23 protein-coding genes are annotated in these 24,355 nt (G+C 63.9%); 14 read left to right on the top strand and 9 right to left on the bottom strand.

Translation table 11 applies throughout. The features are described 5' to 3' along the window. Position 1: 1 nt before the first annotated feature. Positions 2-1,258, bottom strand: a complete 1,257-nt coding sequence (locus CR103_RS16060) for a TIGR03862 family flavoprotein (RefSeq protein WP_099916959.1) — start codon at positions 1,256-1,258, stop codon at positions 2-4. A 297-nt stretch (positions 1,259-1,555) separates the two neighbouring features. Here CR103_RS16060 and CR103_RS16055 point away from each other — a divergent pair, with 297 nt between their 5' ends. Beyond that, complete coding sequence (locus tag CR103_RS16055) at positions 1,556-2,521, top strand: magnesium and cobalt transport protein CorA (RefSeq protein WP_099916958.1); 966 nt, start codon at positions 1,556-1,558, stop codon at positions 2,519-2,521. Positions 2,522-2,578: 57 nt separating this feature from the next. Here CR103_RS16055 and CR103_RS16050 read toward each other — a convergent pair whose 3' ends face one another. Beyond that, entirely contained in the window at positions 2,579-3,241 is a 663-nt protein-coding gene (locus tag CR103_RS16050) for a GntR family transcriptional regulator (protein WP_099916957.1), read from the bottom strand. Between the two features lie 168 nt (positions 3,242-3,409). Here CR103_RS16050 and CR103_RS16045 point away from each other — a divergent pair, with 168 nt between their 5' ends. From CR103_RS16045 to CR103_RS15995, 11 genes are all read left to right on the top strand, one after another. Continuing rightward, complete coding sequence (locus CR103_RS16045) at positions 3,410-4,429, top strand: TRAP transporter substrate-binding protein (protein WP_099916956.1); 1,020 nt, start codon at positions 3,410-3,412, stop codon at positions 4,427-4,429. Continuing rightward, complete coding sequence (locus tag CR103_RS16040) at positions 4,426-4,980, top strand: TRAP transporter small permease (protein ID WP_099916955.1); 555 nt, start codon at positions 4,426-4,428, stop codon at positions 4,978-4,980. The genes CR103_RS16045 and CR103_RS16040 overlap by 4 nt, the downstream gene beginning before the upstream one ends. Beyond that, entirely contained in the window at positions 4,977-6,326 is a 1,350-nt protein-coding gene (locus CR103_RS16035; RefSeq protein ID WP_099916954.1) for a TRAP transporter large permease, read from the top strand. The genes CR103_RS16040 and CR103_RS16035 overlap by 4 nt, the downstream gene beginning before the upstream one ends. Next, positions 6,326-7,993: a malonate decarboxylase subunit alpha gene (gene mdcA / locus CR103_RS16030; protein ID WP_099916953.1), complete on the top strand. Its 1,668-nt coding sequence runs from the start codon at positions 6,326-6,328 to the stop codon at positions 7,991-7,993. Before CR103_RS16035 ends, mdcA begins: the two co-directional genes overlap by 1 nt. A 26-nt stretch (positions 7,994-8,019) precedes the next feature. Continuing rightward, entirely contained in the window at positions 8,020-8,334 is a 315-nt protein-coding gene (gene mdcC / locus CR103_RS16025; RefSeq protein WP_099916952.1) for a malonate decarboxylase acyl carrier protein, read from the top strand. An 8-nt stretch (positions 8,335-8,342) separates the two neighbouring features. Then, positions 8,343-9,230: a biotin-independent malonate decarboxylase subunit beta gene (locus CR103_RS16020; protein ID WP_099916977.1), complete on the top strand. Its 888-nt coding sequence runs from the start codon at positions 8,343-8,345 to the stop codon at positions 9,228-9,230. Beyond that, positions 9,230-9,946 carry a biotin-independent malonate decarboxylase subunit gamma gene (gene mdcE, locus CR103_RS16015; protein ID WP_099916951.1) on the top strand — a complete coding sequence of 239 codons (717 nt, stop codon included), beginning with the start codon at positions 9,230-9,232 and terminating at the stop codon, positions 9,944-9,946. The genes CR103_RS16020 and mdcE overlap by 1 nt, the downstream gene beginning before the upstream one ends. Before the next feature lie 10 nt (positions 9,947-9,956). Next, the gene (gene mdcG, locus CR103_RS16010; protein WP_229443212.1) at positions 9,957-10,583 is read left to right on the top strand and encodes a malonate decarboxylase holo-[acyl-carrier-protein] synthase; all 627 of its coding nucleotides are present in this window, start codon (positions 9,957-9,959) and stop codon (positions 10,581-10,583) included. Continuing rightward, positions 10,583-11,497: a triphosphoribosyl-dephospho-CoA synthase gene (locus CR103_RS16005; RefSeq protein ID WP_370659452.1), complete on the top strand. Its 915-nt coding sequence runs from the start codon at positions 10,583-10,585 to the stop codon at positions 11,495-11,497. Before mdcG ends, CR103_RS16005 begins: the two co-directional genes overlap by 1 nt. A 37-nt stretch (positions 11,498-11,534) precedes the next feature. Next, the gene (locus CR103_RS16000; RefSeq protein ID WP_099916948.1) at positions 11,535-12,446 is read left to right on the top strand and encodes an ACP S-malonyltransferase; all 912 of its coding nucleotides are present in this window, start codon (positions 11,535-11,537) and stop codon (positions 12,444-12,446) included. Between the two features lie 63 nt (positions 12,447-12,509). Continuing rightward, entirely contained in the window at positions 12,510-12,698 is a 189-nt protein-coding gene (locus CR103_RS15995) for a hypothetical protein (protein ID WP_099916976.1), read from the top strand. A gap of 1 nt (position 12,699) precedes the next feature. Here the strand turns inward: CR103_RS15995 and moaD are convergent, their stop codons facing one another. The 6 genes from moaD to kbl form a co-directional block, all read right to left on the bottom strand. Next, positions 12,700-12,957: a molybdopterin converting factor subunit 1 gene (gene moaD / locus CR103_RS15990; protein WP_099916947.1), complete on the bottom strand. Its 258-nt coding sequence runs from the start codon at positions 12,955-12,957 to the stop codon at positions 12,700-12,702. Between the two features lie 34 nt (positions 12,958-12,991). Then, a complete protein-coding gene (locus CR103_RS15985; RefSeq protein ID WP_229443210.1) occupies positions 12,992-14,275 on the bottom strand; it encodes a molybdopterin molybdotransferase MoeA in 1,284 nt (427 codons plus the stop codon). A 1-nt stretch (position 14,276) separates the two neighbouring features. Next, the gene (thrC, locus tag CR103_RS15980; protein WP_099916946.1) at positions 14,277-15,743 is read right to left on the bottom strand and encodes a threonine synthase; all 1,467 of its coding nucleotides are present in this window, start codon (positions 15,741-15,743) and stop codon (positions 14,277-14,279) included. A gap of 98 nt (positions 15,744-15,841) precedes the next feature. After that, on the bottom strand, positions 15,842-17,239 hold the full coding sequence (locus CR103_RS15975) for an L-serine ammonia-lyase (protein ID WP_099916945.1): 1,398 nt from the start codon (positions 17,237-17,239) through the stop codon (positions 15,842-15,844). 33 nt (positions 17,240-17,272) lie between these two features. Beyond that, positions 17,273-18,241: an NAD-dependent epimerase/dehydratase family protein gene (locus tag CR103_RS15970; protein WP_099916944.1), complete on the bottom strand. Its 969-nt coding sequence runs from the start codon at positions 18,239-18,241 to the stop codon at positions 17,273-17,275. A 36-nt stretch (positions 18,242-18,277) separates the two neighbouring features. Further along, positions 18,278-19,501 (bottom strand): glycine C-acetyltransferase, encoded by a 1,224-nt coding sequence (gene kbl / locus CR103_RS15965; protein ID WP_099916943.1) that lies wholly within the window; start codon positions 19,499-19,501, stop codon positions 18,278-18,280. A 269-nt stretch (positions 19,502-19,770) separates the two neighbouring features. Here kbl and CR103_RS15960 point away from each other — a divergent pair, with 269 nt between their 5' ends. Then, positions 19,771-20,349 (top strand): helix-turn-helix domain-containing protein, encoded by a 579-nt coding sequence (locus CR103_RS15960; protein ID WP_099916942.1) that lies wholly within the window; start codon positions 19,771-19,773, stop codon positions 20,347-20,349. A gap of 10 nt (positions 20,350-20,359) precedes the next feature. Here the strand turns inward: CR103_RS15960 and CR103_RS15955 are convergent, their stop codons facing one another. Then, positions 20,360-23,149, bottom strand: a complete 2,790-nt coding sequence (locus tag CR103_RS15955) for a cation-translocating P-type ATPase (RefSeq protein WP_218968493.1) — start codon at positions 23,147-23,149, stop codon at positions 20,360-20,362. Positions 23,150-23,285: 136 nt separating this feature from the next. Here CR103_RS15955 and CR103_RS15950 point away from each other — a divergent pair, with 136 nt between their 5' ends. After that, positions 23,286-24,341 (top strand): NAD(P)-dependent alcohol dehydrogenase, encoded by a 1,056-nt coding sequence (locus tag CR103_RS15950; RefSeq protein WP_099916941.1) that lies wholly within the window; start codon positions 23,286-23,288, stop codon positions 24,339-24,341. Positions 24,342-24,355: the final 14 nt, after the last annotated feature.

Below are 24,355 nucleotides of genomic sequence, written 5' to 3'. Positions count from 1 at the left end.
GCTAGTTTTTTACCCGTTCCAGCCACGTCAGCGCACCGCGCGCAGCAACTCTCCCGCTGGCAAAGCAGGCCGTCAGCAGGTAGCCGCCGGTCGGCGCTTCCCAGTCGATCATTTCGCCCGCGGCGAACACCCCCGGCAAGCGATGCAGCATCAGCGTGCCCTCCTCCATGGCCTCGAAGCAAATACCGCCGGCACTGCTGATCGCTTCATTTAACGGGCGCGTGCGCTTGAGCACTACCGGCAGGCGCTTGATGGCTTGCGCCAGTTGGACAGGATCCGAAAACGCCTCTTTTGTGAGGCACTCGCGCAATAAACCCGATTTGACGCCCTTGATGCCGAGCCGGCTTTGCAGGTGGCTCGACATCGAGCGCGCGCCGCGCGGGTGCGCGACGTCCGCCGCGACCCGTTCGGCGGAAAAATCCGGCGCCAGGTCAAGGTAGATGGTGGCGCTGCCGCGCTCGGCGATCTGATCGCGCAGCGGCGCCGACAATGCATAAATCAGGCTGCCCTCGACGCCGCCCGCGGTGATCACGAACTGGCCCCGGCGGCGCACCTGGCGGCCATCAGGCCCGGTCGATTCGATCGCCACCGTGGTGAGCGGCGCGCCCGCATGGCGGCTGCTGAAATGCGCGCTCCAGTCAGCGTCGAAGCCGCAATTCGACGGCACCAACGGCGCCACCGCCACCCCGGACGACATGCGCTCCAGCACACCGACCCAGGCGCCGTCCGAGCCGAGCCGCGCCCAGCTGCCGCCGCCCAACGCCAGGATCACCGCATCGGCCGCTACCTGGTGCTCGCCCGCGGGGCTGGAGAACACCAGTTGGCCGCCCTGCCAGCCGAGCCAGCGATGGCGCATGTGGAACTGCACGCCGGCCGCGCGCAGCCGGTGCAGCCAGGCGCGCAGCAGCGGCGCCGCCTTCATATCGGCCGGGAACACGCGGCCGGAGGTGCCCACAAACGTCGCGATGCCCAGGCCGTGGATCCAGTCGCGCAGCGCTTGCGCATCGAACTCCGCCAGCCATGTGCCGACTTCCCCGGCGCGCGCGCCGTAGCGCTGGACGAAGTCGAAGGCCGGTTCGGCATGCGTGATGTTCATGCCGCCTTTGCCCGCCAGCAGGAACTTGCGCCCGCTCGACGGCATCGCATCGTACAGGTCGACACGCACGCCAGCCTGGCTGAGCACCTCGGCCGCCATCAAGCCGGCCGGACCGCCGCCGATCACGGCGACGCGGAAATTTTGGAAAGTACTGGGCGCCATGACAGCTTTCGTGCGCAGTGATGCGGGAGCCGGATTGTAGTCGAGAACAGGCAAGCTCGACAAACCGGTGCTGATCGGGCACAGTCTCGGCGCCGCGCTGTTGATCGGCTTTGCCGAGCAGCATTCACGCGCGATCGACGGCCTGGCGCTTTGCCGGCACCGCAAACATCGCGCCCTCCGGCAGCAGCAATACACCGTGCCGGTGCTGCTGCCATACGAGCCGTATTGCCTGGCCTTGCCTGAAGAGCTTGGGTGTAAACTGTCGGCAAAATTTAGCCCTTTTACTCGAAAGAACTCATGCTCATCAATTGCGTTGCCTACCAGGACGGCAAAAAATTATCAGATATTCCGGTTGTGGACATCAGCGAGTTCATCATTTTGCCAAAAGGCTTCGTGTGGGTTGCTCTGAAAGATGCTGAGCCGGAGGAGTTGGCCGAAATGCAGTACGAGTTTGGCTTACACGAGCTCGCCGTCGAGGACGCGCGTGTAGGGCATCAACGCCCCAAGATCGAGGAATACGGCGATTCACTGTTCGCCGTTATCCATTCCGTCGAACTGATCGACCATGTCATGCACATAGGTGAGATCGATGTATTTGTCGGTGAAACTTATGTCCTGTCAAACCGCAACAATTACGATCAAGGATTTGCCGAGGTGCGTGCGCGCTGTGAGCGCGAGACACAGCACCTGAAACAGGGGCCGGCATTTATTCTTTACGCCCTGATGGATGCGATCGTCGATCGTTATTTTCCCGTGGTCGACGCACTGGAAGCGGAGCTTTGGCAAATTGAGGAACAAATTTTCGCCTCACCCGCCCATCGGTCCACGCTGGAGCAGTTGTACCAGTTGAAAAGAAAAGTTGTGCTGTTCAAGCATGCCGTCGCGCCGTTGATGGAAGCGGTCGGAAAACTGGATGGCGGCCGCGTACCGCATATCGTGGCCAATACCACCGAGTATTTCCGTGACGTCCATGATCACCTTCACCGGATCAACACTGCCATCGATTCCATCCGCGATACGATCAGCACAGCAATCCAGGTCAATCTGTCAATGATCAGCCTGGACGACAACAGCGTCAACAAGCGGCTCGCCGCGTGGGCCGCCATCTTCGCCGCGGCGACTGGCATGGTCGGTGTGTGGGGAATGAATTTCGAGCACATGCCCGAGCTCAAGTGGAAGTTTGGGTATCCGCTGGCGCTTTCAAGCGTCTTCGTGACATGCGCTTATTTGCACTACCGCTTCAGAAAATCCGGCTGGCTGTAAGCAATGTCGACGGGCCGGCAAAAGCGAAGCCGTGGCTGTCTGCCTTGAAGTTGAAGGCTAACTTGCCGCGGCGGTCAATTGCGGCAGCGACGCCATCAGGTCTGTAAAGCGTTGGCCCTGGATCATCACATGGTCGCGCGCCCGCTGGGCGGCCAGCTCGCCATTGCCGTCGATGAGCGCCTGCACGAGCCCGTCGTGCTCGGCGAACGAGGTAGGCAGGCGGTCGCGCACGCGCAACTGCAGGCGGCGGTAAGGACGCAGCCGGCGGGACAGGCTGCGTGCCTGGTCGATAAGGAACTGGTTGTGGCTGCCGGCGTAAATCGCGTAGTGAAACGCTTCGTTCTTGTAGTAGTAGTCGTCCGGATCCTTGGCAACGCTGGCGATCTTGCACTCTTCATGCGCGTCGAGCAAGGCCTGCTGTTCAAGCGGCGTCATGCGGCGCGCGCCCAACCGGGCGCAGGTCGCCTCCAGCTCCGACATCACCTCGAACATCTCGACCAGTTGCCGCGGCCCAAGTTCGGCCACGACTGCGCCGCGCCGCGGGCGGATCACCACCAGCCCCATCGACGCCAGCTGGATCAGGGTTTCGCGAATCGGCGTGCGCGACACCCCGAACCTGGTTGCAAGTTCCGTTTCGTCCAGGTGCTGGCCAGGCGCCAACGTCCCCACCGCAATCATTTCCTCGATCGTTTCGCGCAGTTCCTCGGAACGGCTTTTCATGGTAAACCCAACTGCTGTATGTGATTGTTAAGTATATAAGTTCAAATTGACTTGACAACGTATTTTATAGGAATATTCTTGTATACATAAAAAAGAATATTGCATACGACATTTCGAAGCGTGTGCATGGATTATCCCTGGTCCGTATAAAACATCTTGGAGGATGACATGTCGGTAATGAATCGTAGAACTATTCTGGGTGCAATCGCCACCACCCCGCTGTGGCTGGGTAGCAGCGCCTGGGCCCAGGCCAGCACCCTGAAAATCTCGCACCAGTTCCCCGGCGGCACAGTCTCCGAGGGGGATTTCCGCGACCGTTTGTGCCGCATGTTCGCCGCCGAAGTCGAGAAACGCAGCAAGGGTAGCCTGAAATTCGAGATCTATCCAGGTTCTTCGCTGATGAAGACCAATTCGCAGTTCTCGGCCATGCGCAAGGGCGCGCTCGACATGTCGCTGGTGCCGCTGTCCTATGCCGGCGGTGAAGTGCCGGAGGTGAACATCGGCCTGATGCCGGGCCTGGTCACCTCTTACGAACAAGGCTACAGCTGGAAGAACGCCGAAGTAGGCAAGGAACTGAACCGCATATTGCTCGAAAAAGGAATTGTCGTGATCAGCTGGATCTGGCAGGCTGGCGGCGTTGCCTCGCGCACCAAGCCGATCATCGAACCGGAAGATGCCCGTGGCATGAAGGTGCGCGGCGGCTCGCGCGAGATGGACCTGATCCTGAAAGCGGCCGGCGCCGCCGTGGTGAGCTTGCCTTCCAACGAAATCTACGCCGCCATGCAGACCGGCGCGATGGACGCCGCCCTGACCTCGTCGACGTCGTTGATCTCGTTCCGTCTCGAAGAAGTGTCGAAGGCGCTCACCACTGGCCGCAACAGCGCCTACTGGTTCATGTTCGAGCCGCTGATGATGTCGAAAGCCGTGTTCGACAAACTGACAAAGGAACAGCAGTCGGTCGTCATGGCCGTCGGCGCCGAGATGGAGACTTTCGCCCGCAAGTCGGCCCAACTGGACGATTCGGCGGTCGCGGCGGTGTACCAGAAGGTCGGCGCCAAAGTGGTTGACCTGACCCCGGCCCAGGTCAAGAAGTGGCAGGCGATCGCCCGCACCACCGCATGGAAAGACTACGGCGACAAGAACGCCAACTGCGCCAACCTGTTGGCGCTGGCGGAGAAGACGCTATGAGTCATGGCTTCGAATTGGGGCCGGCCATCGGGCCGGCAGTTCCCGACCAACCGACGCTGGCCGGGTTTTCGCTGGTGCTGGACCGTTTCAACACCCTGCTGCTGAAGGTGTCGATGGGGGCGATGGCCCTCACCGCGCTGGTCCTGACCTACTCTGTGGTGAGCCGTTATTTTTTCAACGTCCCCACCGACTGGCAGGACGAGGCATCGGTGTTCATGCTGGTCGGCGTGACGTTCTTCTGTACCGCCTACGTCCAGTCCTACCGCGGCCACATCGGCATCGAGGCGCTGTCCTCTCTGCTGTCGCCGCGGGTGAACGCGGCACGGCAGTTGTTCGTCGACGCCATCTCCTGCCTGTTCTGCGCCTTCTTTTCGTGGAAGTCATGGACGCTGTGGCATGAAGCCTGGGCCGACGGCATGACCACTTCCTCGACCTTCGCCCCGCCGCTGTGGATTCCGTACGCGATGATGGCGTTTGGGATGTCGATGCTGACCTTGCAGATTCTGGTCCAGGTATTGACCCATGTTACCAACAAGCGGAGCGCGCGATGAGCGACCTGACTCTGGGCGCCCTGTACGGCGCGGTCACGATCGTCGTGATGTTTTCCGGAATGCCGATTGCGTTCGCACTCGGCGTCGTCGCCACCGGGTTCATGTATTTTTTCATGCCGACGTCCTCGCTCGACACGGTCACCCAAAACGTGTATGAAGAGATGGCCTCGATCACCTTGCTGTCGATCCCGCTGTTCATCCTGAAGGGCGCCGCGATCGGTAAGTCGCCGGCCGGCAAAGACCTGTACTCGGCCATCCACACCTGGCTGCACAAGGTGCCGGGGGGGCTGGGCATTGCCAACGTCTTCGCCTGCGCGCTATTCGCTGCGATGGCGGGCTCGTCGCCGGCGACCTGCTCGGCGATCGGCTCGGCCGGGATTCCCGAAATGCGCAAGCGCGGCTACTCGCCCGGATTCGCCGCCGGCATCATCGCCGCCGGCGGCACCCTCGGCATCCTGCTGCCGCCGTCGATCACGATGATCCTCTACGCGGTCGCCGCCGAGCAATCGCTCGGCCGCCTGTTCCTCGCCGGGATCGGCCCCGGCCTGCTGCTGGTCGGATTGTTCGCCGGCTATGCGGTGTACCGCGCCCGCAAGGAGTATGCGATGGCGTTGGTGCTGTTCGAGGGCGGCGGCGCAAAGTCGGCCTATCTCGAGACCGAGCATTTCACGCTGAAGCAAAAAGTCGAGATGCTGCCGCGCGTGCTGCCTTTCATCATCCTCCTGATCGGCGTGATGGTGGCCCTGTATGGAGGCTACGCCACGCCGTCCGAGACCGCGGGCCTGGGCGCGCTGCTGGCGATGGTGCTGATCGCGGTGGTGTACCAGGTCTGGCGGCCGAAGGACCTGGCGCCAATCCTCACGTCAACGATCAAGGAATCGACCATGCTGCTGCTGATCATCGGCATGTCGCTGTTTTATTCCTACGTCATGAGCTACCTGCACATCAGCCAGTCGGCCGCGCAGTGGGTGGTCGACATGCACCTGTCGCGCTGGATGCTGCTGACGGTGATCCTCCTGATGGTGGTCGGCTTCGGCTTCTTCCTGCCGCCGGTGTCGATCATCCTGATGACGGCGCCGATCATTTTGCCGCCTCTGAAGGCGGCCGGCTTCGACCTGATCTGGTTCGGTATCGTCATGACGGTGGTGATGGAAATGGGGCTGATCCACCCGCCGGTCGGCCTGAACATTTTCGTCATCAAGAACATCGCCCCCGACATCCCGCTCAAGGACGTCATCTGGGGAGTCATGCCATTCGTCGGCCTGATGTTCGTCGCGGTGGTCCTGCTTTGCCTGTTCCCGGGCATCGCCACTACCTTGCCGAACGTGATGATGGGAGCGAAGTAATGAGCGCGCCGTCGAGGGTGTGGGATACGCTACAGTCGAACCGCGCGGGCCGCCTGGCGCGCGCGCGCAGCGTGCTCGGCGCCGCCCTCGACGGCAAGGCGGTACCGGGCGCGCGCATCAAGGACTTGCTGCACAACGTACTCGAATGCGGCGACCGGGTCTGCCTGGAGGGGAACAACCAGAAGCAGGCCGACTTCCTTGGCAAGGCATTGGCGGGGCTGGATCCGGACCGCATCAACAACCTGCACATGCTGCAGTCGGTGCTGGCCCTGCCGGAGCACCTCGACGTGTTCGAGCGCGGCATCGCATCAAAGCTCGACTTCTCGTTCTCCGGGCCGCAGGCCGCCCGGGTGGCGAAACTGGTGGCGTCCGGCCAGCTCAATATCGGCGCCATCCATACTTACCTGGAACTGTTCAGCCGCTACTTCATCGACCTGCCGCCGCGGGTGTGCCTGGTGGCCGCCGAAGCGGCTGACCGCCACGGCAACCTGTACACCGGGCCGAACACCGAAGACACGCCGCCGATCGTCGAAGCGACGGCGTTCAAGAACGGCATCGTCATCGTCCAGGTGAACCGCATCATGGACGTTCTGCCGCGCGTCGACATCCCGGGCGACTGGGTCGACTTCGTGGTCTGCTCGCCCGAGCCGTACTACATCGAGCCGCTGTTTACCCGCGATCCGGCCTTGATCTCGGAAATCCAGGTGCTGATGGCGATGATGGCGATCAAGGGCATCTATGCCGAATACGGCGTCGAACGCCTCAACCACGGCATCGGCTTCGACACTGCGGCGATCGAACTGCTGCTGCCGACCTACGCCGAATCGCTGGGATTGCGCGGCAAGATCGCCCGCCACTGGGCGCTCAATCCGCATCCGGCCCTGATCCCGGCGATCGAGGCCGGCTTTGTCGAGTCGGTCCATTCCTTCGGCTCGGAACTCGGCATGGAAGACTACATCCGTGCACGGCCCGACGTGTTCGCGGTCGGGCCCGACGGCAGCATGCGCAGCAACCGCGCCATGTGCCAGGCAGCCGGCCACTACGCCTGCGACATGTTCATCGGCTCGACCCTGCAGATCGATTTGCAGGGCAACTCGTCGACCGCGACCCTCGGCCGCATCGCCGGCTTCGGCGGCGCGCCAAACATGGGCGCCGACGCGCGCGGGCGCCGCCATGCCAGCCCGGCATGGCTGAAAGCCGGGCGCCAGGCACGCGAAGGGCGCAACACCATCCCGCGCGGCCAGAAGCTGGTGGTGCAGATCGTCGAGACGTTCCGCGAACACATGCAGCCGGCCTTCGTCGACAGGCTCGACGCATGGGAACTGGCCGAGCAGGCCGGCTTCGAGATCCCGCCGGTGATGATCTACGGCGACGACGTCACTCACATCCTGACCGAGGAAGGCATCGCCAACCTGCTGCTGTGCCGTAGCGACGAGGAACGCGAACAGGCGATCCGAGGCGTTGCCGGCTACACCCCGGTCGGCATGGCGCGCGACAAACGCATGGTCGAGAACCTGCGCGACCGTGGCATCATTGTGCGCGCCGAAGACCTCGGCGTCGACAAGCGGCTCGCCACGCGCGACCTGCTGGCCGCCAGGAACATGAAAGACCTGGTGCGCGCGTCCGGCGGGCTGTATTCGCCACCGCGCCGCTTTCGCAACTGGTAAGGAACTTTAGGGCAAGGAACAAAGAAATGGAAACGCTGACATATCGGTTCGAGAACGGCACACGTGCGCTGCCGCCGCAACCCCGGGTGGTCGGGGTGGTCGGCTCGGGCAACCTCGAAGTGCTGATCGAGTCAATGCCGCAGGGCGGCGCCTGCACGGTCGAGATCAAGACCGCCGCCGCCGGCTTCGGCGCGACCTGGCAGGCGGTGATGCTCGATTTTCACGAACGCTGGCAACTGATGGACGCCAGCATCGCCATCAACGATATGGGCGCTACCCCGGCCGTGGTCAGCCTGCGGCTGGACCAGGCGGTCGAGACGATGCTGGGAGCGCTGTCGTGAACAACTACGTGAACAGCTACCTCGAATCGACCGCACGCGAGCGCATCGAACGCCTGTTCGACCCCGGCAGCTTCGTCGAATTCCTGCCGCCAGCATCGCGCGTCATCAGTCCGCACCTGGGCCAGCTCGACGCGGCGGTGGCGTTCGACGACGGCGTCGTGGTCGGCCGCGCCTTCCTGGATGGCGAGACGGTGTTCGCCGCTGCCCAGGAAGGTGGCTTCATGGGCGGCGCCGTCGGTGAAGTCCATGGCGCCAAGCTGGTCGGCCTGCTGCGGCGCGCCGTCACGGAGAAGATTGGTGCGGTGCTGCTGCTGCTGGAAAGCGGCGGCGTGCGGCTGCACGAGGCCAATGCCGGCCTGATTGCCGTCTCCGAAGTCATGCGCGCCGTGCTCGATGCGCGCGCGGCCGGCGTCGCCGTGGTGACGCTGGCGGGCGGCAGCAATGGCGTCTTCGGCGGCATGGGCATCGTTGCCCGCTGCACCAATGCGATCGTGATGTCGGAAGAAGGACGGCTGGCGATGTCAGGGCCGGAAGTGATTGAAACGGCCAGTGGCGTCGAAGAATTCGACTCGCGCGACCGGGCGCTGGTGTGGCGCACCACTGGCGGCAAGCATCGCTACCTGCTGGGCGACTGTCAGGCCATCGTGAGCGACTCAGTGGCCGAGTTCCGCCAGGCGGCGATCGCCGCTTGCCGCGCGCAGCCGACCTTTCTCTGCCTGGCCGAACTCGACCAGGAGCAAGCGATGCTGGGCGAGCGGATCGAACGCTTCGGCGCCATGTCCGACCCGCTCGAGATCTGGGCGGCGCTGGGCGTCGAACAGCCGGCCGCGATACCGATGTTGGACGCGGCGCAGTTTGTCGCCGTCGCAAGCCCCCGCCGACTGGGAGGCCGCTGATGGATTGGCAAACACGCGCAAACGCCATGTTCCCGCTCGGTCACAGCTTGACCGAGCTTGACAATTTCCTGTCCGGCAGCGCGCAGTCAGGCGCGCAAACCATCGCCGTGGTGGGCACCACCGGTCACGCCCCGATCGGCGTCGAAATCGCGCTGGCGCAAGCGCGCTTCGTGCTGCAAACGGTGCGCGAGCATCCGCGCCGGCCGATCCTGATGCTGGTCGATACGGCAGGCCAGCGCCTGCGCCACCGCGACGAGATGTTGGGCATCAACAGCTACATGGCCCACCTCGGCAAGTGCGTCGAACTGGCGCGCCGCCAGGGCCACAAGGTGATCGCGCTGGTGTACGACCAGGCGCTGTCGGGCGGCTTCATCACCAGCGGCCTGATGGCCGACGCCTGTTACGCCCTGCCCGACGCCACCATCCGGGTAATGGGATTGCCGGCAATGGCGCGCATCACCAAGGTGTCGGAACAACGGCTGACCGAACTGGCGGCCAGCAATCCGGTGTTCGCACCTGGGCCGGAAAACTATCTGCGCATGGGAGGTTTGCAGGACATCTGGAGCGGCGACCTGGCCGCGCGGTTGCAGGAAGCCCTTGCCGCCGAGACAACGGGCGACTTGCGAAGCAGGCTCGGCCAGGAACGCGGCGGGCGCATGTTTGCCCAGCGCGTCATCGAGGCGATCATGGCGGACCGCGATGTTCTCGCGCCATGAACTGATATGGTTGACAGGTTCCGGGTGGGACGCGGCACTCGAGCGCGCCCTGCCCGGCCAGCACGCGGCCATCCTGCAGTGGCGGCGCGAAGACTGGCCGGCAGTCGTGCGCCGCGCCGACCCGGGCCTGGTGCCGGGACAGGTCAGCCTTGGCATGCCGCTGCCGCCATCGCCTGCTGGCGTCAAGGGCCGCATCGCTTTGTTCGCCGCTGATTGCGACGTTGCGCGCCGCAGTTTGCCATTGACGCTGGCCGATGCGGCCCGCGCCGCACCCGAACGCTGGCGGGCGGCACTGGACTTGCTGGTTTTAATCCAGTTCAGCATGCCGCTGCGCACCTATGGATCGCTCGCCATGCAAGCCATCACCGGCCAGCCATACCTGAGCGCGACGTCGGATATCGACCTGCTGTTTTTCCCCGCCAACACGCAGGCGCTGCGGATTGGACTCTCGCTGCTTGAACAGCATGCCGCCGTCCTGCCGCTCGATGGCGAAATTGTCTTCCCGTCGGGCGACGCCGTCGCGTGGAAGGAGTGGATCAGCGCGACCAGCAAGGGCGCGCGCGTATTGGTCAAGGACGCCGGCGCCGTGCGGCTGGCGACGGTCGAGAACCTGCTCGCGACGCTGGAGGCGGCTTGATCCCTGGCGCCCAGGCATTGCTCGCCGCGGTTGCGTGCGCTCCGCTCGACCCGCGCGCGCTGCGCCGGTTCTGCGGCGAGACGGCGCGCATCGCCGTCGGCTGCCTGCACACGGAGCTGGTTCTGTATCCAAAACCTGGCCTGGTGTCGCCAGTAGACAATGGCAGTCACGTCGACATGACGGCGCTCACTTTCATGCGCAGCCTGTTCGCACTACGCCACTACTTCGCGCGGATTTGCCGGGCGGGCATCGACGATGCGCCGTTCTCCAGCCTCAAACGACTGGGTATCGAGGCCGAAGCGTGCATGATGAAAGCAACCGGCGGCGTCAACACCCACCGCGGCGCCATATTCAGCCTTGGCATGCTGTGCGCCGCGATCGGGCGCGCCCGCGCGCAGGGCATTTCGATCGACACCGCACCTGACACGGCGCTTGGCAGCGACCGGCTGCGCGCCATGCTGTTGATCCGCTGGGGCGAAGAGCTGGCAGGCCATACCCGGCCGGTTGGGTTGAGGTCGCATGGCTTGCAGGTGGCCGCGGCGCACGCGACCAGCGGCGCGCGCGAGGAAGCCGCGCTCGGGCTGCCGTCCGTATTCGACGTGGGCTTGCCGGCGATGCAGCGCACCCTGGCCGCCGGGCGCGGCATGCACCTGGCCCGGATCGACGCCTTGTTCGCCTTGATGGCCCATGTCAGCGACACCAACGTGCTTTACCGCGGCGGCGCGCAAGGCGCCTTGACGGTAAAGCAGCAGGCCAAAAGTTTTCTCGACATTGGCGGCACCGCGCATCCGCACTGGCACGCCCACGCGCTGCAATGCCACCACGCGCTGGTCGGGCAAAAGCTCTCGCCCGGCGGCGCCGCCGACCTGCTGGCGGCCACCTGCCTGGTGCACGCCGTCACCAACGGCACGTGATTGTGATTGTGATTGTGATTGTGATCGTGAGCCGAGCATGAGCGCCCGCCTGCTGCTGCTGTGCCCCGGCCAGGGTGGCCAGCACCGCGGCATGTTCGATCTCGCGCGTACCGATGCGCAGGCGGCAGCGTGGCTGGAGCGCGCCGGCCTACCCGCGTTTGACGACGCCGCCATGTTCGACAACCGCATTGCCCAGCCGTCGATTGTCGGCGCCACCCTGGCGATGTGGGAAGCCTTGAAGCCGCGGCTGCCGATGCCTGCGCTCGTGGCTGGCTACAGCGTCGGCGAACTGTCGGCCTACGGCGTTGCCGGCGCCCTCGATCCGCTCGATGTCGTGCGGCTGGCGTCGACCCGCGCGCAACTGATGGACGCGCAAGCCGGCGCGACGCCGCCGCAGGCCTTGGTGGCGGTCAAAGGCGTGCGGCTCGAACGCGCGCACATGCTGGCCAGGGACCACTGTTTCGCCATCGCGATCGTCACAGGCATTGATGGCTGCATCGCCGGCGGCCTGGTGGCCTCGCTCGCCCAGTTCGCCCAGGCGGTGGAGGCCGCCGGGGGCAGTTGGCAAAGGCTGCCGGTTGCCATTGCCTCGCACACCGCGCTGATGGCCGGCGCGGCGGCGCCGTTTGCCGAAGCCCTGCTGGCGGCGCCCTGGCATCGGCAAGAGTGCCCGGTGCTGTCGGGGATTGCTGCCCAGGCGGTAACGGCCCGGCCGCGCGCGGTGGCGGCGCTCTCGCGCCAACTGAGCGAAACGATTCAGTGGAGCGACTGCATGGATGCTTGCGCCGAGGCCGGCATCACGGTGGCCCTGGAACTGGGACCGGGCGCGGCGCTGGCCCGCATGCTGCAGGAGCGCCATCCGCACATCGCCTGCCGTTCGGTCGACGATTTTCGCAGCCTGAACGGCGTTATTGCCTGGCTCGGCCGGCAAATCGACCAGATAGCTTAGCCGGGCGGCGCCGCGGTCGGTTATCATCGGGTCGCGATTGTGTCATAACACTTGGAGAACATCATGCACGGCATTCGATATTGGGTTTTGCAGTACTTGCTGGCGGCGGGCTCCCTGTTCGCCATCCTGGTCGTGGTCGACCTGGTCAGCGGCAAAAGCGTGGCCGACGGCGTGTGGATGGCGCTGGCATGGGCGCTGGTCGCGGCGGCAATTTTTGTCGCGGCCCGCTACAGCCAGTCGCGCAAACGTTAGATCAGCCGCCGGTGACGGGTGGGAAAAACGCCACTTCGCAACCGTCGGTCAGCCGCGTGTCGGCATCGCACATGACCTGGTTGAAGGCCATGCGCAAGGCGCGTTCGGGCGCGAGCGCCTCGGCCCAGGCGCCGCCGCGCGATGCCAGGTGGGTGCGCAGCGCGGCGACCGTGGTGACGGAAGGCGGCACGGTGGCCGTCTCTTGCGAGACCTTGACCGTCTCGCGGACGCTGGCGAAAAAACGCAGGGTGATGTTCATCTGGTGCCTGATTTGATTTATACAATTAATACAGTTAATGCATTAATTCGCTGAACGGGATGAAGCGCACGCTGTCGCCGCGCGCGATGCGATTGCCGGGCGGGTTGTCGACCAGGCCGTCGCCCCACACCGTCGACGTCAGCACGCCCGAACCCTGGTTCGGGAACAGCTCGAGGGCGCCAGCGTCGTTGATGCGCGCGCGCAAAAATTCGTTGCGGCGGTCCGCTTTAGGCCAGTCGAAATCGGCGCGCATGGCGAAACCGCGCGGCGCTTTCTGCTCCACGACCCCTTGCAGGCGCAGGATGAACGGGCGGACAAACAACAGGAAAGTGATGAAGCTCGACACCGGATTGCCGGGCAGGCCGAGGAAGAACGCCTCGCCTTCCCTGGCGTCGGCGTCTTTCCCTCCATCGCGCCGAACCTCGCCGAACGCCAGCGGCTTGCCCGGCTTGACAGCGATCTGCCACATCGTCAAACGCCCTTCCGCTTCCACCGCCGGCTTGATGTGGTCTTCCTCGCCGACCGACACGCCGCCCGAGGTGATGATCAGGTCGTTGTCGCGGGCGGCGCGCTGCAAGGTGGCGCGGGTGGCGGCCAGGGTATCGGGCACGATGCCGAAATCGGTGATGATGCAGCCGAGGTTCTCCAACAGCGCGCGCAAGGTAAAACGGTTCGAATTGTAGACCGCGCCGGGGGCCAGCCGCCCGCCCGGCGCTTCGCCCGGCATGGTCAGCTCGTCGCCGGTGAAAAACACCGCCACGCGCAGCTTGCGCACCACCGGCAGCATCGCCAATCCGGTTGACGCCGCCAGCCCGAGCTCCTGGCTGCGCAAGCGCGTGCCGGCCGCCAGGATCACCGCGCCGGCGGAGATGTCTTCGCCGGCGCGGCGGATCCACTCGCCCTCTTTCGGCGCATGGTTGACGGTGACGGTGCCGTCGTCGTTCGACGCGCACTGCTCCTGCATGACGACGGCGTCGGCGCCAATCGGGATCATGGCGCCGGTGAAGATGCGGGCGGCGCAGCCGGCATCAAGACGTTGGCCGACATGGCCGGCGGGGATGCGGTCGCTGACGGTCAGAACAGTGTTGCCGCCGGCGCAATCGGTTGACCTCACCGCATAGCCATCCATCTGCGTGTTGTCGGCGGACGGCACGTCGATGGTCGAGGCCTGGGCGTCGGATAACACGCGGCCGTTGGCGCACAGCGTGGCGACGAGTTCGGACCCGGCGAGCGGGCGCGCGCTGGCGGCATCGAGCAGGAAGTCGAGCGCCTCGCGCACCGACAGCATTGGCGGAGCCACCGGCAGGTTCTGGCTCATGTTACAAACCCGTGTGGGTGGTGATAAAGCGCTTCATTTTTTCGACGTCGGTGTCCATGACGATGAATTTCTGCGGTAGCGATTCGATGTCTTCGAAGCCGGGCGGGCGTTCGGCGTCCATGCCGAGCGCTTCCAGGATGGTCTCGTTGAATTTGGCGGCCAGCGCGGTCTCCAATACGATCATCGGCACGCCCGGCTGCATGTACTCGCGCGCGACCTTGACGCCGTCGGCGGTGTGGGTGTCGATGGTGATGCCGTAGTCGTCCTGGACGTCGCGGATGGTGGCAAGGCGGTCCTGGTGAGTCGATTTGCCGGAGCAAAAACCATACTGCGATACCTGCGCCCATTCGTCGCCGTCGCTGCCCAATTTGCCCGACAGGTCAAAGCCGCCCGCGGTCTCGACCTTGTGGAACAGGTCGCGCACGCGCCCGGAGTCGCGCCCGACCAGGTCGTAAATGAAGCGTTCGAAGTTGGACGCCTTGGAAATGTCCATCGACGGGCTGCTGGTGTGGTACGTTTCAAGCGGTTTGCGCACGCGATAAACGCCGGTGCGGAAAAATTCGTCGAGAACATCGTTTTCGTTGGTAGCGGCGACCAGTTTGTCGATCGGACAACCCATCATGCGGGCGATGTGGCCGGCGCAGATATTGCCGAAGTTCCCGGACGGGACCGTAAACGACACCTTTTGGCTGTTGTCGGTGGTCGCAGCCAGGTAACCGCGGAAGTAATACACGACCTGGGCCACGACGCGCGCCCAATTGATCGAGTTGACAGTGCCGATTTTCTGGGTCAACTTGTAAGGCAGGTCGTTCGACACCGCCTTGACCATGTCCTGGCAGTCGTCGAACACGCCGGCGACCGCAATGTTGAAAATATTCGGGTCCTGCAGGCTGAACATCTGCGCGCTCTGGAACGCGCTCATCTTGTCCAGCGGCGAGAGCATGAACACGCGGATCCCCTGCTTGCCGCGCATGGCGTATTCGGCGGCGCTGCCGGTGTCGCCGGATGTGGCGCCGAAAATATTCAGTTCAGCGCCTTCCTTGGCCAGTTCGTATTCGAACAGGTTGCCGAGCAACTGCATCGCCATATCCTTGAACGCCAGGGTCGGGCCGTTCGACAGCGCCTGCAGCAGCAGCGTGCCGTCGCCGTTCTGCTCGAGCACGCGCAGCGGCGTGATGTCGGCGCTGGACTCGCTTGCGCGGGCATTGCGGTAGACCTCGGCGGTGTAGGTCTTGGCGGTCAGGGCCCGCAAGTCGGCGTCCGGGATGTCGGTTGCGAACTTGCGCAGGATTTCGTAGGCCAGGCTGGCGTAGGATAGCGTGCGCCAGGCATCGAGCTCTTCACCGCTCACTTGCGGGTACTCGGCCGGCAGGTACAGGCCGCCGTCAGGTGCCAGGCCGCCGAGCAGGATGCTGGAAAACGGCTGTGGTGCCGAGGCTTTGGTGGCGCGGGTAGAGACGTATTGCATTCTGTGGGAGGTCCGGTTTGCGCTGCGATCGAAGCATTATTATAGTTCGGTCCGCACTTTCCTGGGTCGGGAGACCCAGGCGCCGCCGAAGCATGAACTCAGCAGGCGGCGTGATTGACGGTGACGACGTGAATCGCCAGGCCGCCGAGCGACGTTTCCTTGTACTTGTCCTGCATGTCGGCGCCGGTCTGGCGCATGGTCTCGATGACGTCGTCGAGGCTGACAAAATGGGTGCCGTCGCCGTGAAGCGCGAGCGAGGCGGCGGTGATCGCCTTGACCGCGCCCATGCCGTTGCGCTCGATGCAAGGGATCTGCACCAGGCCGCCGATCGGATCGCACGTCATGCCCAGATGGTGCTCGATGCCGATTTCGGCGGCGTTTTCGATCTGCTCGTTACTGCCCCCTAAGGCCGCCACCAGCCCGGCCGCCGCCATCGCGCATGCCACCCCGACTTCGCCCTGGCAGCCGATTTCGGCGCCCGAGATCGACGCGTTCTTCTTGCACAGCATGCCGATCGCGGCCGACGTCAGCATGAAGTCGCGCACCCCCTTGACCGGATCGCCGGACCGGCAGTCTTCGGCGTAGTAGCGCAGCACCGCCGGGATGATGCCGGCCGCGCCGTTGGTCGGCGCCGTCACCACCCGCCCGCCGGCGGCGTTTTCCTCGTTGACGGCCATCGCATACAAGCTGACCTGGTGCACCGCGTCGTGCGGCAGGTCGTTGGCGCGGTTGTCGCCGTTCTTGGCGTCCTGCGCCTGGCGCCACAGGTTGGCCGCGCGGCGCTTGACGTTCAGGCCACCGGGCAGTTGGCCCGCGGTGACGAGGCCATGGGCGATACAGTCGCGCATTACCTGCCAGATGGTGTCGATGCCGGCGTCGAGCTGCTCGCCGCTCATGTGGGCGCACTCGTTGGCGCGCAACATGCGCGGGATCGAAAGCCCGCTCGCCTTGCCGTGGGCAAGCAGCTGGTTCATCGTCGCGAACGGATAGGGGATCGGCGCTTGACTGCCACCGGCGCCCTGGCGCGCCTGCGCTTCGCCGGCGGCATGGATAAATCCGCCGCCGACCGAATAGAACACCCGCTCGATGACACTGCCGTCGGCCAGTTTGAGGGTGAAGCGCATGCCGTTCGGGTGCTCGGGCAAAGACGAACCGCGGTGCCAGCGCAAGCCCGTTTTGGCGCTGAACGGCACTTCTTGTGTGCCGAGCAGCTTGAGAACCCTATCGAGTTCGGCTTCGGCCAGCAGGGCGTCGACCTGTTCCGGGTCGACGCCCTGCGGGGTTTCGCCCATCAGGCCGAGGATGACGGCCTTGTCGGTGGCGTGGCCGATGCCGGTCAGGGCCAGCGAACCGTACAAAGCCACCTCGACGCCGATGGCGGCGTCCAACGGCCCGCACTCGACCAGGAAGCGGCGCGCCGCAACCATCGGCCCTACCGTGTGGGAGCTCGACGGCCCGATGCCGATCTTGAAAAGGTCGAATACGCTCATGTCCATGCTGGTCTCCGTGCTTTTTATTTTAACGCATGCTCAGGCGGCCTGGCTCTGGCCAACATCGACATCGATATTGTCGAGCATGTCGGCCACCATCGCCTCGATTCCCACTCGCGCCTTCCAGCCCCAATGGCGGCAAGCGACGCTGTCGTCCAGGCTTTGCGGCCAGGTCGCCGCGATCGCCTGGCGGCTGTCCGGCTTGTAGTTGATCTCGAAGCCGGGCAGCGCGCGTTGGATCGCCTGGGCCAATTCGCGCGGGTTGAACGACACGCCGGCGACGTTGTAGGACGAACGGACCGCAACATTGTCGGCCGGCGCGTCCATCAGTTCGATGGTGGCGCGGATGGCGTCGGGCATGTAGATCATCGGCAGCGTGGTGTCGGCCTCGAGGAAGCACTCGTACGGCTGTTTGCGCAGCGCGCAATAAAAGATCGCGATCGCGTAGTCGGTGGTGCCGCCGCCCGGTGGTGACTTGAAGCTGATGATGCCGGGGTAGCGGATGCTGCGCACGTCGACGCCGTACTTGGTGAAATAGTATTCGCACAGGCGCTCGCCGGCCAGTTTGCTGATGCCGTAGATGGTGGTCGGATCCATGATCGTGAACTGCGGCGTTTCCACCGCCGGCGTGTTCGGGCCGAAGGCGGCGATCGACGACGGCCAGAACACGCGCAGCGGTTTGCCGGCCGCGCCGCGCTCGCGCGCCACCTCGAGGACGTTGAGCAGGCCGTCCATGTTCAGCGTCCACGCCTTCAAAGGCGCCTGTTCGCCGGTGGCCGACAGCAGCGCCGCCAGCTGGTAGACCTGGGTGACGGCTTCGTCGGCCACCAGTTGCGCCAGGCGCACCTTGTCGAGCACGTCGAGCTGGACGTAGCGCGCGGCCCCGTAGGCGTTGGCCGCGCCGATGTCGGACGCGATGACGTTGGCCGCGCCGTGGCGCTCTGCCAGAGCGCCGACCAGCTCGCTGCCGATCTGGCCATTGGCGCCGATGATGAGAATGCGTTGCATGATGATTGCCTTGTTCTTGTTATGTATATTCGTTATTCAGTTCTGGCGTTCAGTTTTCAATATGCCGAGTTCGCGTCCGGCCTGCTCGAACGCCTTGAGCACGCTGTCGAGCTGCTCGCGGGTGTGGGCGGCGGACAGCTGGACGCGCACCCGTGCCTGGCCCATCGGCACCACCGGATAGAAGAAGCCCGACAGCAGCACCCCCAATTCATACATGCGGGCGGCGAATTGCTGCGCCACCGGGGCGTCGAACAGCATCACCGGCACTACCGGGTGGGTGCCCGGCTTGATGGTAAAACCGATGCGCTCGATCTCGCCGCGGAAGTAGATGGTGTTCTGGTGCAGGCGGTCGCGCAGTTCGGTCGAGCCGCTGATGCGCTTCAGGACCGACAGCGAGGCGCCGGCGATCATCGGCGCGAGCGTGTTCGAGAACAGGTAGGGACGCGATTTCTGACGCAGCGTGTCGATTACTTCCTTACGGGCGGAAGTAAAACCGCCCATCGCGCCGCCGAGCGCCTTGCCGAGCGTGCCGGTGATGATGTCGATGCGGCCCATGACGTTGTGGTGCTCATGGGTGCCGCGCCCGGTCGCGCCCATGAAGCCGGAGGCATGCGACTCGTCGATCATCACCAGCGCGCCGTACTTGTCGGCCAGGTCGCAGATTTCATCCAGTCTGGCGATGGTGCCGTCCATCGAAAAAGCGCCGTCGGTGGCGATCACGGTGTGGCGTTTGCCGGCCGCGCGGGCAGCCTGCAGCTGGACCTCGAGGTCGGCCATGTCGTTGTTGCGGTAGCGGTAGCGCGCCGCCTTGCACAGGCGGATGCCGTCGATGATCGAGGCGTGGTTCAGGGCGTCCGAGATGATGGCGTCGTTTTCGTCGAACAGCGGCTCGAACAGGCCGCCGTTGGCGTCGAAGGCGGCGGCGTACAGGATCGTGTCTTCCATGCCCAAAAAAGTGGAGATCGCCTGTTCGAGTTCCTTGTGCACGGTCTGGGTGCCGCAGATGAAGCGCACCGACGACAGGCCGTAGCCGTATTTTTCAAGCGCCTCGGTCGCCGCCTGCTGGGTCTGCGGGTCGCCGGACAGGCCAAGGTAATTGTTGGCGCACATGTTGATCAGGTGGCGGCCGTCGGCACCCACCACTTCCGCGCCCTGGCGCGAAGCGAGCACCCGTTCAGGCTTGTACAGGCCCTGCCCGCGCAGCGTTTCCAGGTTCTGCTGCAGGCCACTGAAGAAAGTCGATTTCGCGGGGTTGCTCATGGTTTAATCCTGGTGGGGGTAAATGCCGGCTTGACCGACGGTCGCCGGATGCGGTAACGTTTGTTCGGCTAGTCTTGTATTTTGCACGTCCCGACAGATTAACTAGAAATCCATTATGCCGAACGCAAGTTCAATATAATGGATACTACCGAAGGCGGTCTACCTTGGCAAGCGCCCGGGGCGTGTTTCCCGCGCATTTGTTGTCGATCACTTGTTGTTGATCATTTGTTGTTGCCCCCATCTCCACCGAACCAGAACGTCGAGCGCCAATGAAAACACCTGTAGTACCGATCAATTCGCCACCCGAGGTGGGAGCGACCTTGCAACGACTGAGACTGGCGCGCGGCCTGACCCTGGAAGACCTGTCGCGCATTGCCGGCGTATCGAAGTCGATGTTATCGCAAATCGAAAGGGAGAAGGCAAACCCGACAATCGCGATCACCTGGCGCCTGTCCAATGCCCTTGGCGTGGCGATCGGCGAGCTGCTGACGGCCGAAACGCGCGAAGTCGAGCCGATCCGGGTGCTCGAGGCCCACGAGACCCCGACCCTGCCGGGCATGCACGCCGGCTACGTGCTGCGCATCCTCGGCCCGATGGACCTGGCCGGCAAGTACGAATGGTATGAGCTGACCCTGGCGCCGGGCGGCGAACTGGCGTCGCAGGCCCACGATCCGGGCACAGGCGAGCACCTGACGGTGCTGCACGGCGCGCTCGAAGTGGAAGTGGGCACGGTAAAAAAGAAAATCAAGATCGGCGCCACCGCACGCTATCTTGCCGACCAAAACCATGTGATCCGCAACGTCGGCAAGACCGAGGCCAAGGCGCTGCTGGTGGTAGTGCACCGCTGACCGGCTGCAGCTACCCGCGCAGGCGCCGGGCGGTGCGCCAGGCCAGCTTTCGGCATTCTTCCAGCACCAGGACCGAGGACGCCACTGCAACCGCAACGCTCCAGTCGGCCCAGGCCATTCCGGTCGTGCCGAAGAGACGGGAAGCCGGTTCCCAGTGCACCACCACTGCCTGTAGCAGCAAAACGGCGCCAAGCGACATCCAGAGCATCCGGTTATTGAAGAAATGGATGTTGAAGGCCGACCCTGTTTCGTTACGCGCGTTGAATACGTTGAAGACCTGGAACAGGACAAACGTCGTGAATGCAAGGGTCAAGGCGCGCTCTTGCGGCCCGGTCTGCAAAGCGTAATACAGGACCGACAAGGTGCCTACCGCCATCGTCAGGCCGTACGCAAAGACGCGCGCCACGCGTGCGGGAGGCAGGATTGCAGCAGTGCGCCGGCGCGCCGGTTCGTCCATGATGCCTGGCCGGGCGGCGTCGAGTGCCAGCGACACTGCGGGCGGCCCGTCCATGATGATCGCAACCCAAAGAATCTGCAGGGGCGTGAATGGCTCCGGAAGGCCGGCCAGTGGCGCAAAGAAGACGGTCAGGATCGCGCCGATGGTCGTCGACAACTGGAAGCGCACGAACTTCAGGATATTGTCGTACAGCGTGCGCCCATGCCTGACCGCGCTGACGATACTGGCGAAGTTGTCGTCAGTAAGAATCATGGTCGCAGCCTCTTTGGCGACCGCCGTTCCGCCGATCCCCATTGCCACGCCGATGTCGGCTTGCTTGAGCGCGGGTGCGTCGTTGACACCGTCGCCTGTCATTGCCACCACATGCCCCCTGGCCTGCAAGGCGCGCACGATTTTTACCTTGTGCGCCGGCGTTACCCGTGCGAAAACAGCGATGTCATCGATCGCCTCTGCCAACTGCCCGGTATCGAGGCGGTCGAGTTCCGCGCCGGACACTGCCCGCCCGTGCAATCCCAGCTCCGAGGCGATCGCGGAAGCGGTGGTTTGATGGTCACCGGTAATCATCTTGACGACGATCCCTGCCTTCCCGCATTCGACGATGGCTTGCTTTGCCTCCGGGCGCGGCGGATCCATCAACCCGATCAGGCCAACGAAACACAATTTGTCGACCCAGGCCGAAAGATCGGTGGCCGCATCGAATTGCTCGACCGGCAGTATGCGCGAGGCGATGAGCAGTCCGCGCAAACCTTGTTCTCCCAGCGCTTCGTAATCGGCTGCGACCTGGCGTTTGCCTGACTGGTCGAGTGTTTTCTCCGATCCGGCAACGCGCCACGTTGCGCAGCGCTCGAGCAGCACATCGGGCGCGCCTTTGACAAACAGCACGACGTGATCTGCCTGGCGATGAAAAGTGGCCATGAACTTGTACGCTGAATCGAAGGGCACTTCCGCCACGCGCGCAAAGTCACGCTCGACCCGTTGCCGATCGATATTGCCTTTGGCTGCCAGCACGAGCAGTGCGGCTTCCATCGGGTCGCCGATGACCTTGCCGTCATCGACCCGACTGTCGTTGCAGGCTGTCAACGGCACCAGCAAGGCAGTCAGGTCGCTGACGGCCCCATCGGCCCCATCGGCCTGGGACTGCGTGATTGCACCGGCCGTTTGATAGCCGTTGCCGCTTGCCTCGAAGCGTTTTCCCTCGTAGTAAAAGGTACGCGCCGTCATCTGGTTGAGTGTCAAGGTACCCGTCTTGTCTGAACAAATCACTGACGTACACCCCAATGTTTCTACACTGGACAGGCGCTTTACAATCGCGTGCCTCTTTGCCATTTTATGCATGCCCAAGGCAAGCGTCACCGTCACGACGACGGGCAGTCCTTCCGGGATTGCGGCGACCGCCAGCGCGATAGCGTCGAGCATGATGTGGACGGGTTCAGCGCCTTGCAGGTATTGGAAAAAGGACAGCAAAGCGACCATGATCAAAGCGATTGCGCCCAGGCGCCTGGCGAGATGGTCGAGCTGGATTTGCAATGGCGTCGGCATTTCCACAGCCAAGGCCAGTTCGCGCGACAGTTGCCCCATTTCGGTGCGTTGACCGGTTGCCGTAACGATCAGCTCGGCACGTCCGCGCGTGAGCAGCGTATTCATGTAGGCCATGTTGAAGCGGTCGCCAAGGGGCGCATCGGCGGCCACCAGCAGCGCCGACTGTTTACCGGCCGGCTGGGATTCGCCGGTCAGTGCCGATTCGTCGATTTCGAGGCCGGAGCAAAGCGAAAGCCGGCCATCTGCCGCCACGCTCTCGCCGGCCTCGAGCAACAGAAGGTCGCCCGGCACCACCGCATCGGCACTAATTTCCTGCATTTCCCCATCGCGCCGTACCCTTGCCTTGGCCGGCAACATGGATTTCAAGGCATCAAGGCTGCGCTCGGCACGATTTTCCTGGTAGAAGCCGACAAACGCATTGATCACAACGACGGCTAAAATGACGGCGGCATCCTTGCCGCTCCCGACCAGCGCCGCCAGCAGGGCCGCGGCAATCAGGATGACGATCAGGATACTTTTGAACTGGCCGAAAAAAACGATCCAGGGCGAGCGCATGACCCCCGCCGGCAAGGTGTTGGAGCCGTAGCGAGCAAGACGTTCAAGGGCCTGTGCGTTCGTCAGTCCGGCGTCGGGACGCAGTTCGACCGTTGCGGCCACCGCGTCTGCATCCATTGTGTGTGGCAACTTGCAGCCCATCACATCAGTTTTCGCTGCAACAGGAATCATGACATACCCAATGCGGCGAAAGTGGATGGAAAAGCGCGTGCGCAACGCGACCGGATCGCCATTGGCCAGGCCGATCATACGTTGGTCCATTCACGCAGATCGTTGATGTGAATCAAAGATAGTCCATTGTATAAATATACTGCGCGCGGGCGTCACTTTGTACGTACGCTGCACATTCGCGCCGTACCATGGTTGTTTACTCGAGGAGCCATCAATGCGTACAATGAAAGCGGCGGTCTATGTGAGGCCAGGCCTGATCGAACTTGCCGACAAACCCATTCCGGTCGCCGGTTTCGGCAGTGTCGTGGTGAAGATCACGACAACGACCATCTGCGGCACCGATGTCCACATTCTCAAGGGGGAGTATCCGGTCAAGGCAGGCCTGACGATCGGCCACGAGCCGGTTGGCGTGATTGCTGAAATCGGCGCCGGCGTGGAAGGCTATACAGTGGGGCAGCGCGTCATCGTCGGCGCCATCACGCCCTGCGGTCAATGCCATACCTGCCTCGACGGACACCAGTCCCAATGCGGCGGCAAGGTGGCCGGCGGCTGGCGCTTCGGCAACACGATCGACGGCTGCCAGGCCGAATACCTGCTGGTCCCTGACGCAAAGGGCAATCTCGAGCCGATTCCGGACGGCCTGACCGATGAACAAGTGTTGATGTGCCCTGACATCATGAGTACCGGCTTTGGCGGCGCCGAAAGCGGCGGCATCAGGATTGGCGATAGCGTCGCCATTTTCGCGCAAGGACCGATCGGCCTGTGCGCCACAGCCGGCGCCAAGCTGCGCGGCGCCAGCCTGATCATCGCGGTCGATGGCGTGCAGGCACGGCTCGACGTGGCGCGCTCGCTTGGGGCGGACATCACCATCGACTACACGAAAACAGATCCGCTCACTGAAATCATGCGGCTGACCCAGGGCCGCGGCGTCGACGTCGCAATCGAAGCGCTGGGAACCCAGGCAACGTTCGAGCAATGCCTGCGCGCTCTCAAGCCGGGAGGAACCCTGTCCAGCCTGGGTGTTTATTCAGGCAAGCTTTCCCTGCCCCTCGATGCGTTCGCGGGCGGCCTGGGCGATCACCGGATCGTCACCACGCTTTGCCCCGGAGGGAAGGAACGCATGCGGCGCCTGATGAATGTGGTCGCGTCCGGGCGTGTCAACCTCGAGTCGATGGTGACCCATCGGTTCAAACTCGACGAGATCGAACCAGCCTACGCGCTTTTTGCCAATCAGCGGGACGGTGTATTAAAAGTGGCGATCACGCCTTGACCGGTGTGGAACCC

It is taken from the genome of Massilia psychrophila, from assembly GCF_002760665.1.
GTDB lineage: Bacteria > Pseudomonadota > Gammaproteobacteria > Burkholderiales > Burkholderiaceae_D > JAFCUW01.
Note: the sequence above shows the minus strand (reverse complement) of the source record. Positions and strands in the feature narration are given on the sequence as shown.

Coding starts and splice junctions, on each gene's coding strand:
- CR103_RS16060 (WP_099916959.1), bottom strand. CDS start 1,258: ATGGCGCCCAGTACTTTCCAAAATTTCCGCGTCGCCGTGATCGGCGGC.
- CR103_RS16055 (WP_099916958.1), top strand. CDS start 1,556: ATGCTCATCAATTGCGTTGCCTACCAGGACGGCAAAAAATTATCAGAT.
- CR103_RS16050 (WP_099916957.1), bottom strand. CDS start 3,241: ATGAAAAGCCGTTCCGAGGAACTGCGCGAAACGATCGAGGAAATGATT.
- CR103_RS16045 (WP_099916956.1), top strand. CDS start 3,410: ATGTCGGTAATGAATCGTAGAACTATTCTGGGTGCAATCGCCACCACC.
- CR103_RS16040 (WP_099916955.1), top strand. CDS start 4,426: ATGAGTCATGGCTTCGAATTGGGGCCGGCCATCGGGCCGGCAGTTCCC.
- CR103_RS16035 (WP_099916954.1), top strand. CDS start 4,977: ATGAGCGACCTGACTCTGGGCGCCCTGTACGGCGCGGTCACGATCGTC.
- mdcA (WP_099916953.1), top strand. CDS start 6,326: ATGAGCGCGCCGTCGAGGGTGTGGGATACGCTACAGTCGAACCGCGCG.
- mdcC (WP_099916952.1), top strand. CDS start 8,020: ATGGAAACGCTGACATATCGGTTCGAGAACGGCACACGTGCGCTGCCG.
- mdcE (WP_099916951.1), top strand. CDS start 9,230: ATGGATTGGCAAACACGCGCAAACGCCATGTTCCCGCTCGGTCACAGC.
- CR103_RS16000 (WP_099916948.1), top strand. CDS start 11,535: ATGAGCGCCCGCCTGCTGCTGCTGTGCCCCGGCCAGGGTGGCCAGCAC.
- CR103_RS15995 (WP_099916976.1), top strand. CDS start 12,510: ATGCACGGCATTCGATATTGGGTTTTGCAGTACTTGCTGGCGGCGGGC.
- moaD (WP_099916947.1), bottom strand. CDS start 12,957: ATGAACATCACCCTGCGTTTTTTCGCCAGCGTCCGCGAGACGGTCAAG.
- CR103_RS15985 (WP_229443210.1), bottom strand. CDS start 14,275: ATGAGCCAGAACCTGCCGGTGGCTCCGCCAATGCTGTCGGTGCGCGAG.
- thrC (WP_099916946.1), bottom strand. CDS start 15,743: ATGCAATACGTCTCTACCCGCGCCACCAAAGCCTCGGCACCACAGCCG.
- CR103_RS15975 (WP_099916945.1), bottom strand. CDS start 17,239: ATGGACATGAGCGTATTCGACCTTTTCAAGATCGGCATCGGGCCGTCG.
- CR103_RS15970 (WP_099916944.1), bottom strand. CDS start 18,241: ATGCAACGCATTCTCATCATCGGCGCCAATGGCCAGATCGGCAGCGAG.
- kbl (WP_099916943.1), bottom strand. CDS start 19,501: ATGAGCAACCCCGCGAAATCGACTTTCTTCAGTGGCCTGCAGCAGAAC.
- CR103_RS15960 (WP_099916942.1), top strand. CDS start 19,771: ATGAAAACACCTGTAGTACCGATCAATTCGCCACCCGAGGTGGGAGCG.
- CR103_RS15955 (WP_218968493.1), bottom strand. CDS start 23,149: ATGATCGGCCTGGCCAATGGCGATCCGGTCGCGTTGCGCACGCGCTTT.
- CR103_RS15950 (WP_099916941.1), top strand. CDS start 23,286: ATGCGTACAATGAAAGCGGCGGTCTATGTGAGGCCAGGCCTGATCGAA.